At 73.4% G+C, this 15460-nt stretch carries 18 protein-coding genes; 10 read left to right on the top strand and 8 right to left on the bottom strand.

Annotated elements, in window-relative coordinates; all coding sequences use genetic code 11:
- Positions 1-54 precede the first annotated feature (54 nt).
- Together ACZ3IJ_RS20280 and ACZ3IJ_RS20275 are read right to left on the bottom strand one after the other, a co-directional pair.
- The gene (locus ACZ3IJ_RS20280; RefSeq protein ID WP_467470033.1) at positions 55-399 is read right to left on the bottom strand and encodes a deoxyxylulose-5-phosphate synthase; all 345 of its coding nucleotides are present in this window, start codon (positions 397-399) and stop codon (positions 55-57) included.
- A 68-nt stretch (positions 400-467) separates the two neighbouring features.
- Entirely contained in the window at positions 468-1496 is a 1029-nt protein-coding gene (locus ACZ3IJ_RS20275) for a GlxA family transcriptional regulator (protein WP_467470031.1), read from the bottom strand.
- Between the two features lie 104 nt (positions 1497-1600).
- On the opposite strand from ACZ3IJ_RS20275, the gene ACZ3IJ_RS20270 reads away from it, so the two are divergent.
- The 4 genes from ACZ3IJ_RS20270 to ACZ3IJ_RS20255 all read left to right on the top strand — a co-directional run bounded on the left by ACZ3IJ_RS20270 (position 1601) and on the right by ACZ3IJ_RS20255 (position 6453).
- Positions 1601-2215, top strand: a complete 615-nt coding sequence (locus tag ACZ3IJ_RS20270; RefSeq protein ID WP_467470029.1) for an isochorismatase family protein — start codon at positions 1601-1603, stop codon at positions 2213-2215.
- Between the two features lie 121 nt (positions 2216-2336).
- Positions 2337-3431 (top strand): calcium-binding protein, encoded by a 1095-nt coding sequence (locus ACZ3IJ_RS20265; RefSeq protein ID WP_467470027.1) that lies wholly within the window; start codon positions 2337-2339, stop codon positions 3429-3431.
- Between the two features lie 215 nt (positions 3432-3646).
- Positions 3647-5191: an alpha/beta hydrolase gene (locus tag ACZ3IJ_RS20260; RefSeq protein ID WP_467470025.1), complete on the top strand. Its 1545-nt coding sequence runs from the start codon at positions 3647-3649 to the stop codon at positions 5189-5191.
- 50 nt (positions 5192-5241) lie between these two features.
- Positions 5242-6453, top strand: a complete 1212-nt coding sequence (locus ACZ3IJ_RS20255) for a barstar family protein (protein ID WP_467470023.1) — start codon at positions 5242-5244, stop codon at positions 6451-6453.
- Positions 6454-6558: 105 nt separating this feature from the next.
- On the opposite strand, the gene ACZ3IJ_RS20250 is transcribed toward ACZ3IJ_RS20255, so the two are convergent.
- From ACZ3IJ_RS20250 to ACZ3IJ_RS20240, 3 genes are read right to left on the bottom strand one after another with little or no spacing between them, the layout of a single operon-like run.
- Positions 6559-8043 (bottom strand): PTS transporter subunit EIIC, encoded by a 1485-nt coding sequence (locus ACZ3IJ_RS20250; protein ID WP_467470021.1) that lies wholly within the window; start codon positions 8041-8043, stop codon positions 6559-6561.
- Positions 8044-8082: 39 nt separating this feature from the next.
- Positions 8083-9018 carry an N-acetylmuramic acid 6-phosphate etherase gene (murQ, locus tag ACZ3IJ_RS20245; RefSeq protein ID WP_467470019.1) on the bottom strand — a complete coding sequence of 312 codons (936 nt, stop codon included), beginning with the start codon at positions 9016-9018 and terminating at the stop codon, positions 8083-8085.
- Between the two features lie 29 nt (positions 9019-9047).
- On the bottom strand, positions 9048-10067 hold the full coding sequence (locus tag ACZ3IJ_RS20240; RefSeq protein WP_467470018.1) for a MurR/RpiR family transcriptional regulator: 1020 nt from the start codon (positions 10065-10067) through the stop codon (positions 9048-9050).
- A gap of 122 nt (positions 10068-10189) precedes the next feature.
- Between ACZ3IJ_RS20240 and ACZ3IJ_RS20235 the strand changes: the two genes are divergently transcribed.
- Entirely contained in the window at positions 10190-10546 is a 357-nt protein-coding gene (locus ACZ3IJ_RS20235; RefSeq protein WP_467470016.1) for a hypothetical protein, read from the top strand.
- Positions 10543-10812 (top strand): DUF4031 domain-containing protein, encoded by a 270-nt coding sequence (locus ACZ3IJ_RS20230; protein WP_467470014.1) that lies wholly within the window; start codon positions 10543-10545, stop codon positions 10810-10812. The genes ACZ3IJ_RS20235 and ACZ3IJ_RS20230 overlap by 4 nt, the downstream gene beginning before the upstream one ends.
- Before the next feature lie 56 nt (positions 10813-10868).
- Here the strand turns inward: ACZ3IJ_RS20230 and ACZ3IJ_RS20225 are convergent, their stop codons facing one another.
- Together ACZ3IJ_RS20225 and ACZ3IJ_RS20220 are read right to left on the bottom strand one after the other, a co-directional pair.
- Positions 10869-12164 carry a Cmx/CmrA family chloramphenicol efflux MFS transporter gene (locus ACZ3IJ_RS20225; RefSeq protein WP_467470276.1) on the bottom strand — a complete coding sequence of 432 codons (1296 nt, stop codon included), beginning with the start codon at positions 12162-12164 and terminating at the stop codon, positions 10869-10871.
- Between the two features lie 144 nt (positions 12165-12308).
- Positions 12309-12968 (bottom strand): HD domain-containing protein, encoded by a 660-nt coding sequence (locus tag ACZ3IJ_RS20220; RefSeq protein ID WP_467470012.1) that lies wholly within the window; start codon positions 12966-12968, stop codon positions 12309-12311.
- 202 nt (positions 12969-13170) lie between these two features.
- Here ACZ3IJ_RS20220 and ACZ3IJ_RS20215 point away from each other — a divergent pair, with 202 nt between their 5' ends.
- The 3 genes from ACZ3IJ_RS20215 to ACZ3IJ_RS20205 all read left to right on the top strand — a co-directional run bounded on the left by ACZ3IJ_RS20215 (position 13171) and on the right by ACZ3IJ_RS20205 (position 14434).
- Positions 13171-13446: a hypothetical protein gene (locus ACZ3IJ_RS20215; RefSeq protein ID WP_467470010.1), complete on the top strand. Its 276-nt coding sequence runs from the start codon at positions 13171-13173 to the stop codon at positions 13444-13446.
- 65 nt (positions 13447-13511) lie between these two features.
- Positions 13512-13811, top strand: a complete 300-nt coding sequence (locus tag ACZ3IJ_RS20210) for a DUF2087 domain-containing protein (protein ID WP_352191620.1) — start codon at positions 13512-13514, stop codon at positions 13809-13811.
- The gene (locus tag ACZ3IJ_RS20205) at positions 13808-14434 is read left to right on the top strand and encodes a LysE family transporter (RefSeq protein ID WP_467470008.1); all 627 of its coding nucleotides are present in this window, start codon (positions 13808-13810) and stop codon (positions 14432-14434) included. Before ACZ3IJ_RS20210 ends, ACZ3IJ_RS20205 begins: the two co-directional genes overlap by 4 nt.
- Positions 14435-14464: 30 nt before the next feature.
- Here the strand turns inward: ACZ3IJ_RS20205 and ACZ3IJ_RS20200 are convergent, their stop codons facing one another.
- On the bottom strand, positions 14465-14773 hold the full coding sequence (locus ACZ3IJ_RS20200) for a hypothetical protein (RefSeq protein WP_467470006.1): 309 nt from the start codon (positions 14771-14773) through the stop codon (positions 14465-14467).
- Between the two features lie 86 nt (positions 14774-14859).
- On the opposite strand from ACZ3IJ_RS20200, the gene ACZ3IJ_RS20195 reads away from it, so the two are divergent.
- Positions 14860-15393: a GNAT family N-acetyltransferase gene (locus tag ACZ3IJ_RS20195; protein WP_467470004.1), complete on the top strand. Its 534-nt coding sequence runs from the start codon at positions 14860-14862 to the stop codon at positions 15391-15393.
- Positions 15394-15460: the final 67 nt, after the last annotated feature.

Below are 15460 nucleotides of genomic sequence, written 5' to 3'. Positions count from 1 at the left end.
GGCCGACGGGCCGGGACACCCACGCCGGTCGCGGCGACGGTCACTGCCGGTCGTTCAGTGCACGTCGCGGCGGACCAGCGACCGGGCCAACGGCTCGCCCGTCCTCCGTGCGTGTGCCATCCGTTCCCGGACCTCGCCGATGGTCCGGGGCCGGTATCCCGGCCCTCCGCAGCAGCTCTTGTGGAACCGTACTCCCGCGTTCAGCAGCACCGAGAGTGTGCGCCAGGCGGCCGTGTCCCGTCTGCGTGGCGGGGCGAAGGCGGAGCCGACGTGGATCAGCGGCCGAGCGCAGCGCGGGCAGCGTCGCCGGGCACGGCTGTCCGGGTCGCCGTACGGCTGCTTGTACGAGGCCCGGCAGGGCAGACACACGAACGAGGTCTTGCTGTGGGCTCCGTACATGCGGCCAGGTTACGCGGCGAGGGGCGGTCCGCTCCCTGGTTTCCGGCCCGGACCGCCCGTGGCCAGCCTCAGCCCGGGGCCGGGGCCGTCCGGTGCCCGGGGGACGTGCGGAAGCGGAGGCGGTATTCCGTGGGGGTCGTGTCGAGGCGGCGGCGGAAGGCTCGGATCAGGGTGTCGGTCGTGCCGAAGCCGCAGGTGGACGCGATCCGTTCGAGGGTGGCGTCGGTCGTCTCCAGCGCCGCGCGGGCTCGTTCGACGCGCGCGGACTCGACGTAGACGCCAGGGGTCACGCCGAGTTCCTCCTTGAAGATCCGGGTCAGCTGGCGGCTGCTGACGTGCGCGTACTCCGCGAGGTCGTCGACGGTGAGCGGTTCGTCGAGGTGGCGGGTGATGTGGTGGCGGAGGTCCTCGATGCGCCGGGTCGTGGAGAGGGGTTCGAGGGGGACGCTGAACTGGCTCTGGCCGCTCGGGCGCTTCAGGTACATCACGAGCTGGCGGGCGACCCGCAGCGCGACCGTCTCGCCGAAGTCCTCGGCGACGAGGGCCAGGGACAGGTCGAGGCAGGCGCTGATCCCCGCGCCCGTCCACACGTCACCCGCGCGGATGAAGATCGGGTCGGCGTCGACCTCGACCAGCGGATGGTCGGAGGCGAGCTGCCGGGCGGTCGACCAGTGGGTGGTGGCGCGCTTGCCGTCGAGGAGGCCGGCGGCGGCGAGGATGTGCGCTCCCACGCAGACGGACGCGACCCGGCGCGTCCGCCCGGCGAGGGCCTTCACCCGTTCGACGACGGCGGGTTCGGCGAGGGCCTGGACCCGCCGCCGGTCGTCGACCTCGACGGAGCCGGGGACGAGGAGGGTGTCGATGCCGCGGGCGTCCGCCGCGCCGAGCAGCTCGTCGAAGGTGACGTCCGGGACGATCCGTACGCCCGCGGAGGTGGTGACGGGGTCGATGGTCTCGGCGGCGAGGACGACGCGGTAGCCGGACGCGTCCTCCGTCTCGCGGCGCAGGAGGGCGAAGACCTCCGGCGGTCCGGTGACGTCCAGCAGATCGACGCCCTCGAAGAGGACGATGACGATCAGTCGTTCCACCTGGCTCATCTCGATGTCCGTATCTGCAAGTCGGGCGACATTGCCGACGCCGCGCGGTCGACCATAGCGTTTCAGACGTAGCGAAACAGCCCGAGCCAGGGGGTATTCCATCCATGGGTACGACTCGTACGACCACGACTCTGCGCGAACTCAACGGCTTCGACCAGACGCCCGCGTCGCTCTCCGACGCGACGCTGATCCTCGTCGACTACCAGAACACCTACACGCGGGGCGTGATGGAGCTGGACGGCTGGCAGGCCGCGCTCGACTCCGCCGCCGCGCTCCTCGCCCGGGCCCGGGAGGAGGGGGCGAAGGTCGTGCATGTCGTCAACGACGGCGGTGAGGGCACGCCGTACGACATCCGTGAGGACATCGGCGCGATCCACCCGAGCGTGGCCCCGGTCCAGGGGGAGCCGGTCGTCGTCAAGAAGGTCCCGAACGCCTTCGTCGACACCGACCTGGCCGCCCACGTGGACGCCGCGGGGCACAAGGACGTCGTCGTCGCCGGGTTCATGACGCACATGTGCGTGACGTTCACCGCGGAGGGCGCGTTCCTGCGGGGCAACCGGCCCACGGTCGTCGCCGACGCCTGCGCGACCCGCCCGCTGCGGACGGCGGTCGCAGGCGTATCCGCCGAACAGCTCCACCGGGGTGCGCTCGCGACGATCGCCGACCTGTACGGGGTCGTGGTGGCCTCCGCGGCGGACCTCGGCGGCGGTCAGCGCTGAGCGGTGCACCCGAATGCGGCCAGCGGTCGCCGCCCCGCCGGGGGCGACGTAGCGTCCGGATCGGTGACCGAGCGTCCATGAATGTGACGTTCCGTGATGATTCGGGCTTCTGGAGGTCCGCGTGATTCCCTACCGCGTTTCCGGCCTGCTGGCCGCTGCCGCGCTCCTCGCTCTCGGCCTGCCGGCCGGGACCGCCGCCGCCGCACCGTCCAGGTGCTTCGGCGTACCCGCGACCCTCACGGGAGCGGGGACGATCCAGGGGACCGCCGGCGACGACGTGATCGTCGGTTCGGCCGGTGCCGATGTGATCGACGGTGGGGGCGGAGACGACCTGATCTGCGCACTGGGCGGGGACGACACCGTCGCGGGCGGCCTGGGCGACGACCACGTCAACGCCGGGGCGGGCGACGACAACGCCCGTGGCGACGTCCTCGCCCTCACCGGCGACGCGGTGGGCGGCGGCGACGACCGTGTCTACGGCGGGGAGGGCGACGACCGGCTCGGCGGCGACAGCTTCGCACTCGCCGGGGCGGCCTCCGGCGGCGGGGACGACCAGGTGTTCGCGGGGCCCGGCGACGACGTCGTGGCCGGGGACAGCCGGGGCAGGAGCGCGACCGGTGGCGGCGACGACGTGCTGGACGGCGGTTCCGGCGTCGACGACATGACCGGGGACTCCGTCGCGACCCTCACCGACGCCTCCGGAGCCGGTGACGACGTGCTGCGCGGAGGCAGCGGCACCGACATCCTCATCGGCGACAACAACGCGCAGCGCAACGCGTCGGGCGGCGGCGGGGACGACCTCCTGGAGCTGGGCGCGGACGGCGGGTTCTTCGCCATCGGCGACCACAACGCGGCGGAGGGGACGGCCTCCGGGGCAGGCGACGACCGGATCGTCGGCGGCAGCGCCGGCGAGGTCCTCCTGGGCGACAGCTCCGTGAACACCACGGCGCCCACCGGCGCGGGCGACGACCTCATCGAAGGGCGGGGCGGCGACGACCGGCTGCTCGGCGACAACGCGGACTTCTTCATCGAGAACACGGTCGGTACGGCCGGTGGCGAGGACCAGCTCTTCGGCGGCGCGGGCGCCGACCGGCTGAAGGCCGGTCCGAGCGCCGACATCCTCGTGGGAGGCGCCGGCTCCCCCGACGTCTGTGACGGCGAAACCGGCACGGACGTGGCGGCCGGCGGTTGCGAGACGGTCACGAACGCGCCCTGACGGTCCCGAACGCGCCCTGACGGACGGCCCCCACGGGGGTGGGGCCGCCGGGGGCGGGCCGGTGCGGGCCGGTGCGGGTCGGTGCGGTGCGCGCTGGTGCGCTGCGGGTCGGTGCCGTGCGGTGCGGGCCGGGGTCGGGTCCGGGGGGCAGCCCCACCCCCGACCGTCCCGGCTGCCGGATGGGATCATGACGGCACGTCAACGAGGCTTGCCGCATGACGACTTACGCATCCAAGGCCCTGCTGACCGCCCTCTCCTCGGCCGCCGTCGTGGCCGGTCTCACGGTGGCCGGACCCGCTTCCGCCACGGCATCCACCTCCTCCGCCTCCGCCTCCGCCGCCCCTTCGCCCGCCGGACTCGTGTGGACCGAGTGCGCCGTCACCCGTCCGCACCTCAGGCCGACGCCGCTGCCCGGGCAGGAGTGCGCCACCCTCTCCGTACCCCTGGACTACAGCGACCCCCGGGGCCGCCAGGTCGGGATCGCCGTCTCCCGGATCCGCAGCGACCGCCCCGGTGAGCGGCGCGGGGCGCTGGCCGTGATCCCCGGCGGCCCGGGGAGCTCCGGGGTGCAGCGGCTGACGACCAAGGCGGAGGCGCTGCGGAGGGAACTGGGCGGCACGTACGACCTGGTGGCGATGGACCCGCGCGGGGTGGGCGGCAGCGTGAAGGCGAACTGCCGGCTGGAGGAGGACGACCGGCGCATGGTGACCCTCCGGTCCTGGCCGGGCGCCGACGGGAGCATCGCCGAGAACGTCGCCCGGTCCCGGCGTACCGCGGAGGCGTGCGCGCGCAACGGCGGCGACGAGCTCGCGAGCATGACGACGGCGAACCAGGCGCGGGACCTGGACCGGTTCCGGCAGGCGCTGGGCGAGGAGAAGCTGTCGGCCTGGGGAGTCTCGTACGGTACGTATGTCGGCGCGGTGTACGCGCAGAGGTTCCCGCACCGTACGGACCGCTGGGTCCTGGACAGCAGCAGCGACCCGGACCCGAAGCGGGTCGCCAGAGGCTGGCTCGCGTACCTGGGGCAGGGCGCTGAGGACCGTTTCCCCGACTTCGCCGCGTGGGCGGCGCACCCGGACCGGGCGGCCCAGGGGCTGCGGCTCGCGGAGCGTCCCGAGGGCGTACGTCCGCTGGTGATCGCGCTGGCGGAGCGGCTGGACCGGGCACCGGTCGAGTCCGCCGTCCCCGGCGCCCCGCTCACCGGAACCGTCCTCCGGCAGGCCCTGCAGAACGCGCTCTACAGCGACGCGGCCTTCGCCGGGTTCGCACGTCTGGTGGTGGACGCCCAGGACCCGAGGACCAGGCCCGCGCTTCCGCCCGAGCTCACCGCCGCGCTGCCGGACGAGGACGCGGCGCTGATGGTCGGCGTCATCTGCAACGACGTGAGCTGGCCGCGCTCCGTCCCCGCCCACGAGCGGGCCGTCGCGGCGGACCGGGCGCGACACCCGCTCACGGCAGGGTTCCCGGTGAACATCACGCCCTGCTCGTTCTGGAAGGCCCCGGCCGAGAAGCCGACCCGGATCACCGACCGGGGTCCGTCCAACATCCTGATGATCCAGAGCCTCCGTGACCCGTCGACCCCGTACACCGCCGGCCTGAAGATGCGCGCGGCCCTCGGCGACCGTGCCCGGCTGGTCTCCGTCGACCAGGGCGGGCACGGCATGTACGTGGGGAACGGCAACGCGTGCGGGAACGCGGCGGTGACGGAGTACCTCCGGACGGGGAAGCGCCCGGCCCGGGACACGTACTGCGCGAACTGAGCGCGCAGCCGCCCGTCCGGGAGCGGTGCCCCCTTCTTAGGATCGGGCGCATGAGCGAGGGCGGGGAGCTGTACGGCGCGCGGTACGGACAGCGGTACGAGAACCGGGTCTGGACCTGGGAACGGCCGTACCCTCTGCGGTACCTGCTGGTCACCGAGGAGTGGGACGGGGAGCAGACGGTGTGGGCGCGGTGCGCTGCCGTCCGGGGTCTGTTCGCCGAGGATCCAGCGCCCCGCGAGCGGCTCACGCTGACCGGGTGCCTGCCCGAGGGGCGGCTGCGCAAGGCGGTCGAGGGGGCGGCGCGGGCGTGGGACCGGCTGGGCGACTTGTCCCTGCACATCGACGAGGACGGGGACGGGGCGGCGGCCTCGCACGACTGGGAGCTGACGGACGTCGTGGTCCTCGACAGTCGGCCGAACGCGGACGACGCCTCACGCGTGGACGTCGTGATCGAGGCGGAGGTCGACGGCCGGGTGGGCGGGCGCACCGAGCCCGGGCCGGCCCGTGTGCGGATCTACAACGGGTGGGGCGGCGGGTGGCTCGGCGAGTGCCGACGGGTGGAGGGGCTCTATGTCCCGGAACGCCCCGCGGCCGGCACCCCTCCGGAACTCGCCCTCGTCGGGTGCGAACCGGAGGAACTGCTGCTGCGACGTCTGACCACCCGGCGAGAGGCCGGGGATCCCGTGAATCTGTTCGTGCTCGATCGCGCGGGCCGGGTGATCCTTGTCGAGGAGCACCTCCTCCTGCGCGTCGGTGAGGCGCGCCCTTCGGCGCTCGGGGGCGCGCTCGTCGACATCCGCCTGGAGGGCGGCTTCGTCCCTCAGCAGCCCTACGGAGCCCGCCCGGCCTGGAACGTCTGGTACGAGGGCGCCCCGAGCGACGCGAACGGGTGGGCCGGGCTCGACACGAGGGGCAGGGCGCAGTGGCTTCGGTTCGCCAGGCCCGTCGGAGGCGAGGACCGGGTGGGCGACGTCTGCCACCTGGACGGCCGGTTCGCGACGGACGTCCCGGGCGTCCAGTGCGCGGTCGGCGAGGCCGTCGGCGGGCCCGGTGCCCGCTTCGCCATGTGCTGGGGCGTTCTGCGCGGCTGCCCCTGCGGCGGCGATCGGCTGCCGGGTCCGGCCACCCTGGTCTGGCACGACGCGCACATCGCCCGGGAGGCGCTGGCGTCGGTGAGCGTTGACGCGGCGGGCGAACTCACCTACTTCGACAGCGTCGTACGGCTGCTGGAACAGTCGGGGATCACGGTCGAGGAGGCGTGAGGCGGGGCGTCCCGCGAACGACAGTGCGTACGGAGGACTGCTACCGGGCGACGCGCGAGGGGCGGGCCGCGCCGGTCTCGGCAGCACCCGCCCCTTCCGTACGGGTCAGAGCTTCACGGGCTCCGGGGTCTGCGGGGTCGGGGTCACCGTCCCGCCCGACGCCACCGGGACCTCCGCCGGGTCCGTGTCCACGTCGAACTCCTCCAGGAGTTCGCGGCTGAAGCCCCAGAAGTACGTTGCCACGAAGCCCACCGCGTAGCCGACCAGCAGCCCGCCCGCGTAGATCGCGATCGTCTCGCCGAGACCCCGGTTGCCGTCGAGGAGCGGGAACAGGGCCCAGCCCGAGGGGCCGATGGCCGTGGATCCGACCTTGTCGCCCAGCATGTTGAAGAGGCCGACGAAGCCGCCGCCGAACGCGCCGCCGACGCAGGCCGTGATGAACGGGCGGCCCAGCGGGAGCGAGACACCGTAGATCAGGGGCTCGCCCACGCCCAGGAAGCCGGCCGGGAGGGCGGACTTGATGGTGCGGCGGATGGAGCCGTTGCGGGGGAGCTTGAAGTAGACCGCGACCGCCGCGCCGACCTGGCCCGCGCCCGCCATCGCCAGGATCGGCAGCAGGACGGTGAAGCCCTGCTGCTCGATGAGGGTCGTGTGGATGGGGATCAGGGCCTGGTGCAGTCCCAGCATCACCAGCGGCAGGAACAGACCGCCCAGGACGAGACCCGCGCCCGCACCCGCGTGGGCGAGGAGCCAGTTGGCGAAGTCGCCGATCGCGGTGGAGATCTCACCGGCCACGAACATCAGGCCGAAGAGGGTGACCAGGCCGGAGACCAGGACCGTGAGGGTCGGCGTGACCAGCACGTCGAGGGCCTCGGGTACCCGGCGGCGGCACCACTTCTCGACGTACACCGCGAGCACCGCCGCGCCCAGCGCGCCGAGCACACCGCCCTGGCCGGGCGAGAGCGTCTGGCCGAACGCGTCGATCTTCGCGACGCCGGGGAAGACGATGATGGCGGCGACCGCCCCGCCCAGGATCGGCGTACCGCCGAACTCCTTCGCCGTGTTGAAGCCGACGAAGACCGCGATCAGCGCCATGAAGCCGCTCGCCATCGCCGCGAGGGCGGGTGTCACGGCGGGGAGCCAGCCGAGGTTGATCAGCAGGCCGTTGAGGCCGGCGATGATGCCGCAGCCGATGAGCGCGGGGATCAGCGGGACGAAGATGTTCGCGATCTTGCGGAGGAAGAGCTTGAACGGTGTCTGGTTCTTCTCCTTCCGCGCCGCCCTGATCGCCGCGCCCTGGGCGGCGAGACCGTCGGCCGAGGGCTTCGGGGCCGCCGCCACCAGAGCCTCGAACTCCGGCGTCACGCGGGCGACCGTGCCCGGGCCGAGCACGATCTGGTACGTGTCGTCCTCCACCACACCCATCACGGACGGCAGGGCCTTCAGGGCCTCGTCCTGGACGAGCGAGCGGTCCCGCAGGCCCAGCCGGAGCCGGGTCATGCAGTGGGCCACGGAGTCGATGTTCTCCACGCCGCCGACGAGGGGGAGGATCGCGGCGGCGATGGCGCGGTTCTTGTCGTCTGTGCTCATGGTGCGGTGGTGCCTTGCTGTGCGGGGGTGGGGGGAGGTTCAGGGGGTGTCGTCGGCGTGGAGCGCGGCCCGCAGATGGCCGGCCGAATCGGTGAGGCGCCGGTCGGCGTCCTTGGCGTCGATGTCGGCGAGGATCATCAGGATCGCGGTCTTCACCTCGCCGTCGGCGGCGGTGAGGGCCGTCTCGATCTGCTCGTCCGGCGCGCCGGTGGCCAGGGCGACGATCCGCCGCGAGCGAGCCTGGAGCTTGTCGTTGGAGGCGCGGACGTCGACCATCAGGTTTCCGTACGTCTTGCCGAGCCGGATCATCGTGATCGTCGAGATCATGTTGAGGACCAGCTTCTGCGCCGTGCCGGCCTTCAACCGCGTGGAGCCGGTGAGGAGTTCGGGACCGGTGACGACCTCGATGCCGTGTTCGGCGGCGGCCGCGAGCGCGCTGTCCGCGTTGCAGGAGAGGCCGATCGTGAGCGCGCCCAGGGTACGGGCGTGGGCGACGGCGCCGATGGCGTACGGGGTACGGCCCGAGGCGGAGATGCCGACCACCGTGTCGTCCGCGGTGAGGTCCAGCGCGTCGAGGTCGGCCGCGGCGAGCTCCGCCGAGTCCTCGGCGCCCTCGACCGCCTTCACCATCGCCGACGGGCCGCCCGCGATCAGTCCGAGCACCTCCGAGGGGTCGGTGTTGAAGGTGGGCGGGCACTCGCTGGCGTCGAGGACGCCGAGCCGGCCGGCGGTGCCCGCGCCGGCGTAGATCAGCCGGCCGCCGCGGGCCATGCGGGCGGCGGTGGCGTCGATCGCGGCCGCGATCAGCGGCAGCTGCGCGGCGACGGCGGCCGGGACGGTCTGGTCCTCGGTGTTCATGGTGCGGGCGATCTCGAGCGTCGGGAGCTGGTCGATCTCCGCGAGCTCGGGACGGAACGCCTCGGTGGTCAGGGTGGCCAGCTGGGCGCGCAGTTCGGAGTACGTAGCTGAAGACACGTGCGGGCTCTTTCGAGGGTTTCCCGGCGTTACCGGGTGCGGGGCGAGTGGCGGTGGGCCAGGGCTTCGTACGAGGCCGCGAGGGCAGGGGCCGCCGTCTCGTACGTACGTTGGGTGACGCAGGTGAACAGGCAGTCCACGACGAGGAGCTGGCTCGTACGGGACGACATCGCCGCCGGGCGCAGCTCGCTCTCGCGGGCCGTGGAGGTGGTGAGGATGTGGTCGGCGTACTGCGAGACGGGCCCGTCGGGGCGGCCGGTGATCGCGACGGTGGTGGCGCCGTGGTCGAAGGCCACGCGGAGGGGTTCTATGACGTCGCCGGTCGAGCCGGAGTGGGTGATGGCGATGGCGACGTCGCCGGAGCGGAGCTGCACGGCGTTGGTGACGGCGAGGTGCGGGTCGCTGTGGGCGTGCGCGATCAGGCCGATGCGGAGGAGTTTCTGGCCGAGGTCCTGGGCGACGAGCCCGGAGGCGCCGATGCCGTAGATGTCGATGCGGCGGGCGGCGGCGAGGGCGGCGACGGCGGCGCCGAGCTGGACGGTGTCCAGTCCGGCGGCGGTGTCGGCGAGGGTCTGCTGCTCGTCGTAGGCGAGCTTGGCGACGACGTCGGCCACCGGGTCGTCGACGGCGATGTCGGCGGTGACGGCGGGCGCGCGGCCGGACTGCTGCTGGGCGGCGAGGCCGGCGAGGGCCAGGCGGAGGTCCCGGTAGCCGGGGTAGCCGAGCAGGCGGGCCGTGCGGACGACGGTCGCCTCGCTGGTGCCGGTGAGCTCGGCGAGGCCGGTGACGGTGAGGGCGGCGCAGCCGGCCGGGTCACGGGCGACGGCTTCGGCGACCCGCTGCATCGAACGGGTCATGGAGGGCGCGAGGGTGCGCACCTTGGCCGCGAGGGCGGCGGGCGCGGGCACCTCCCGCGCCCGGGAGGCTCCGGGGGAGGGCGGCGCCTCGGGACCGGACCCGGCGCCGGACGCGGCGGAGGGCGGCGCGGAGGGAGGGGCCCCGGGTGGGGGCACCTGGCCGCTGAAACTTTCCTTCACGTCATTGGTCACACCTGAAAGATATTTTCGAGCACGGGGAGCGTCAAGACCCCATCGGTCCCGGAAAGTCCCGGACGAACCCCGGATGCGGACAGGACCTTCGCCCCTGAGGCTGGGCAGGTGACAATGTGTGTATGGACGACATCGACCCGCTGGAGCAGGCACTCCACACCGCCCGCGCCCTGGTCCTCGCCGATCTGGCGGCACGCGACGTGGCCGCGGCCGAGGTCGTGTCGATGGTGGAGGACGCCGTCACCCACCGGCGCTGGTGGGTGGAGCAGTGGCCCGAGGGCATTACGTTCGTCGCCGGGCTCATCGCCCAGGACGTCCAGGACTCCCTCCTGGAGCAGCACGGCCGCTGGCCGCTGTGCCCGGTCTGCTCCTCGGGCGACCCGCACGCCCTGGACGTCGAACCCGAGCTCGGCCCGGACCCGCACTGGGTCTGCGGCAAGGCCGGCGTCGTGGTCGCCCCGGTGGGCGGCCTGAGGTGACCCTCTACATCGACCCGCCGACCTGGCCGGGTCACGGCCGCATGTGGTCGCACCTGGTGAGCGACGTCTCGTACGAGGAGCTCCACGCCTTCGCGGCCGGGATCGGCGCCCCGCCCCGCGCCTTCGAGCGCGACCACTACGACATCCCGTCGGAGCGTTACGCCTCGGCGGTGGAGGCGGGCGCGGTCGAGGTCGGCTCGAAGGAACTCGTGCGCCTGATCACGGAGGCGGGTCTACGCCGGCCCAAGGGGCGGCCCGCGCCGTGACCGGGTCGGGCGGCGGGCCGCGGGCGGCGGGCGCACGGCGGCCCGCGGGCGGCGGGTCAGTCGGCGGTGCGGCAGGCGACGAGGTCGGCCTGGGTGGCGGTCTGCCGGTCGGCCTGGGGGGCGGGCGGCTGGTCGGTCCGCTGGTCGGTCCGCTCGTCGGGCTTGCGTGGGGGCGACGTCGACGAGGCCACGACGTGGCTGTTCGAGGTGCGGCGGCTCAGGCGTAGGGCCAGGGCGGCCGTCGCCAGGGCCACCACCGTCATCGCCGCTCCCGCCCAGGCCGTCGAGGGGAAGCCGAGGCCGGCGTCGATCGTGGTGCCGCCGAGCCAGGGGCCGGCCGTGTTGCCGAGGTTGAAGGCGGCCGTCGTCGTCGCGCCCGCCAGCGTCGGGGCGGCACCGGCGACGTTGAACATGCGGGCGTTGAGGGCGGGCGCGGTGTAGAAGGCCGAGACACCCAGGAGGAAGGAGAGGGTGATCACGGCGACCGGGCTGGAGGCGAAGACGGCCAGGGCGACCAGGAAGACCGTCGATGCCGTGATGCCGCTGAGCAGGACCCCGAAGAGGTGGGCGTCGGCGACCCGGCCGCCGATCGTCGTACCGATCAGCGCGCCGATGCCGAAGAGGCCCAGGATCGCGGAGACCCAGCGGGTGTCGATCCCGGCGACGTCCGTGATGACCGGGGCGAGGTACGAGAAGGCGCAGAAGACGCCGCCCGCGGCGAGTGCGGTGATCACGATCGAGAGCAGGACCTGCCGGTCGCGGTAGATCGACAGCTCCCTCTTGAGGCGGGGGCGGGTCTCCGGCAGCGGAATGTGCGGGATGCGGGTGACCACGCCGACGAGGGCGACGGCCGAGGCCACGCCGACCGCCCAGAACGCGGCGCGCCAGCCGAGGTGCTCGCCGAGGAAGGCGCCCGCGGGCACGCCGAGGACGTTGGCGATCGAGAGGCCGCCGATCATGACCGCCATGGCGCGGGCACGCGAACCGACGGGGACCATCGCGATGGCGACGGCCGCGCCGACCGCCCAGAAGCCCGCGCAGGCGAGCGCGCTGACGACACGCGAGGCGAAGAGGACCGCGTAGTTCGGGGCCAGCGCACCGGCGACCTGGCCGAGGCCGAAGACGGTGATCAGGGCGATCAGGGTCGTCTTGCGGGGGAGCCGGAGGGTCGCGACGGCGAGCAGCGGGGCGCCGACCACCATGCCGATCGCGAAGGCCGAGATCAGCAGGCCGGCGCGGGGTATGGAGACGTTCATGTCGTCGGCGACGGATTGGAGGAGGCCGGAGAGCATGAACTCGCTCGTGCCGAGCGCGAAGACGGAGAGGCCGAGGATGTAGACGGCCAGCGGCATGCGGGTGGGCGTGGACGGCGCCGCGGGGGCGGTGGCGGCTTCGGCGCGCTCGGCGGAGGTTGACGGCATGACATGCGTCAACCTGTGGTTTGTGCCTGTCATTCCCGCCGTGACGGGTGTCTCGCGATGCGGACCGGGCGGTTCTCAGGCCCCCAGTTCCTTCAGTTCCCGGGCCAGGTTCCTGCGGGCCCGTTCCTCCCAGGCCGCCGCGCCGTACGGGGTGCGGAAGAGGCGGGGGAGGGAGAGGAGCTGGCGGAGGATCGCCGCGCGGCCCTGCCGGAAGTCCGCGTCCGGGACGAACGCGTACTCCTCCCGGACCGCGCGCGTATACCCCCCGTACGTATCCTCGTCCGTCGCCAGGACCGCCAGGTCCGCATCGCAGAGGGCCTCGCCGTTGAGGTCGCCGGGGGCCGGGTCGTGGGTGGTCGTCAGGCGGACCAGGCGGGCCACCTCGGCCACCTCGTGGGGGGTGAGGCCCGCCTCGGTGAGGGCCTTCTCCGCCAGGAGCGCCGAGCGTTCCTCGTTCTCCGAGCGCTCCGGCCGGTAGACCGCGTCGTGGAACCAGGCGGCCAGCCGGACCAGCTCCAGTTCCCCGCCCTCGCCGCCCAGGTCGGCGAGCTCGTCGATGCGGTCGAGAACGGCCCGCAGATGGTCGACCGTGTGGTACCTGCGCTGCGGCTCCGCCCAGCGGGCCAGCAGGTTCCGGCCGTACGGGGTCGGGTCCGGGCCCTCGCGGCCGGCGCGGGCGGCGCGCAGGGTGGCGTTCCAGCGCTGGAGCAGGGCGGGGTCCACGGATTCCGTCATGGCTGCATTCTGCCGCCCCAGGGGCCCGGCCCGCTCGTGTTCCGGGGGTGCCTGACGGGTCCTCATCTCCCTCGCGCCGACGGGCCGGCGGTGCACCGGCGGGCCGTTCGTCCGGACGGACCCGTCGTGGTGCGGGGCGCGGGACGCGCTGTTCGACTGGAAAGCGGCGCATCCACACCCACCTCAGAGAGCGAGCACCCTCATGACCGTGATCGTCACCGTCTCCTTGCCGGGTGTCACGAAGCAGCAGTACGAGTCGGTCAACGAGAAGCTTCAAGCCTCGTCGTTCTGGCCCCCCAAGGGGTTCATCTCCCACGCCGGGGCGCCCGCCGAGGGCGGGTGGTTCGTGGTGGACCTGTGGGAGTCGGCGGAGGACTTCGAGGCGTTCATGCGGCAGGGGGCGGACATCTTCACGGAGTTCGGCACCGAGGAGATCCGGCCGACGATCTACAGTTCGGCGACCAGGATCACGCCGTAGGACGGTCGGGCGCGCTCACGAAATTGCGTTGCCGGGGCGGGACGCCGCGCGGCACGCTTCGGCGCATGACTTCCCACCCCGTGGCGGACCTGTTCTCCGCCGAAGGACGACTGAAGGCGATCCCGCGCAGGGCCCCGCGCCGTGCGCAGCTCCTCGCCCACCTGGCCGAGACGCTCTTCGAGCCGGCCCGCTCCTACACGGAGCGCGAGGTCAACGAGGCGCTCCTGACCGTGCACGAGGACTTCCCGGCCCTGCGCCGCTATCTCGTGACCGGTGGCCTGCTCTCCCGTACGAAGGACGGCGCCAGCTACCGCCGACAGCAGCAGCCCGGCTCCACCGGAGGCCCGATCCTGTCCGTCGCGTGACCGCCGCGGTGGTGGCCGGCCTGCTCGCCGGCTACGGCATCGCGATCCCGGTCGGCGCCGTCGGCGCCTACCTGGTGGCGGTCACGGCGCGCACGAGCTGGCGTACGGGAGCGGGCGCGGCGCTCGGCGTCGCGGCGGCGGACGGGGTGTACGCCCTGGTCGCGGTCCTCGGCGGCTCGGCGCTCGTGCCGCTCCTCACACCGGTCATGACCCCGCTGCGCCGGGTCTCGGCGGTGGTCCTCGTCTGCCTCGCCGCCCACTCCGCGTGGACGGCCGTACGGGCCTACCGCGCACGGGACCTCGCGAACCGGGACGACCGCGGAGGACCGCTCACCCCGGCGCGCGCCTTCCTCACGTTCCTGGGCATCACGATCCTGAACCCCATGACCGTGATCTACTTCGTGGCCCTGATCCTGGCGACGGGCCCTTCGGGTCCGGCGACTCCTCTGGACCGTACGGTCTTCGTCCTGGCGGCCCTGGTCGCCTCCGCCAGCTGGCAGCTCCTCCTCGCCTCCGGGGGCGCGCTCCTCGGCCGGGGACTGACGGGCCCGAGGGGACGGCTCGGGACGGCGCTCGTGTCGAGCACGCTCATCGCGGGACTGGCGGTCCACCTCGTGAGCTGAGCGGACCCCTGGAAGAGCGGGCGCCGGCCGCTACCGCCGTGCGTGACGCCCGCGGCGCACGAGCCCCGAGGACCGGGAGACGAGCAGGGCGCCGGCGACGGTGAGCGCGCCGGCCGCCATGACACCGCCCCTGGAACGCCAGGACATGACCGACCAGCACGACTGGGCGGAGAGCAGCGATCCCGCGCTCAGCCAGGAGCCGACGGAGGCGATGGACGCGGCCGATCCGACGGAGCCGACGGAGAGCACCGAACCGACGGAGCCGATGGAGAGCACGGACCCCGTGGAGCCGATGGAGAGCACGGAGTCCCGGGACCAGAGCGAGAGTGCGGCAGCCATGGTCCGATCGTAGGTGCGAGGCGGCCGGCCCACACGTCGGCTCGCGGGCCGCTCCGCCCGGACGATCACGCCTCTACGATCCGCCCATGGACTCTGTGACCCTCCACGCGCCCGGTCTCGTCCTCCGTCCCTGGCGCCTGGACGACGTTCCCGCCCTGGTCCGGGCGGGCGGGGTCGCCCAACTGCGCCGCTGGACGAGCACGTCGGTGTCCGACGCCTCCGACGGTGCCCGGTACGTCGAGGAGCAGCAGCGCGGCTGGGAAGACGGAACCAGGCTCGCCTTCGCGGTACTTGAGGACGAACGGCCCGTCGGTCATGTCGTTCTCAAGGACGTCGTCCCGGGAGAGCCGTCGGCCGAGGTCGGCTACTGGACCGCGGCGTACGCACGCGGCCGGGGCGTGGCGCCCCGCGCCTTGGAGGCGCTCGGCACGTGGGCCTTCGCCGTGTTCGGTCCGCACGGACTGACCCGCCTGGAACTCCTGCACCAGGTGGACAACCTCGGCTCGTGCCGGGTGGCGGAGAAGAGCGGGTACGAGCTCGACAGGACGCTGCCCGCGGAGCCGCCCGCGTACCCCGGTGAGGGGCACGTGCACGTGAAGCGGGGCGGACGAACCGCCTGACCCCGCGCACAGGTAGCTCGTCCCGCCCGGAGAACGCCGGCACCCGTGAGGCAGATCACGTGCGGAG

The sequence above is a fragment of the Streptomyces sp. NPDC013317 genome (assembly GCF_055563155.1).
Note: the sequence above shows the minus strand (reverse complement) of the source record. Positions and strands in the feature narration are given on the sequence as shown.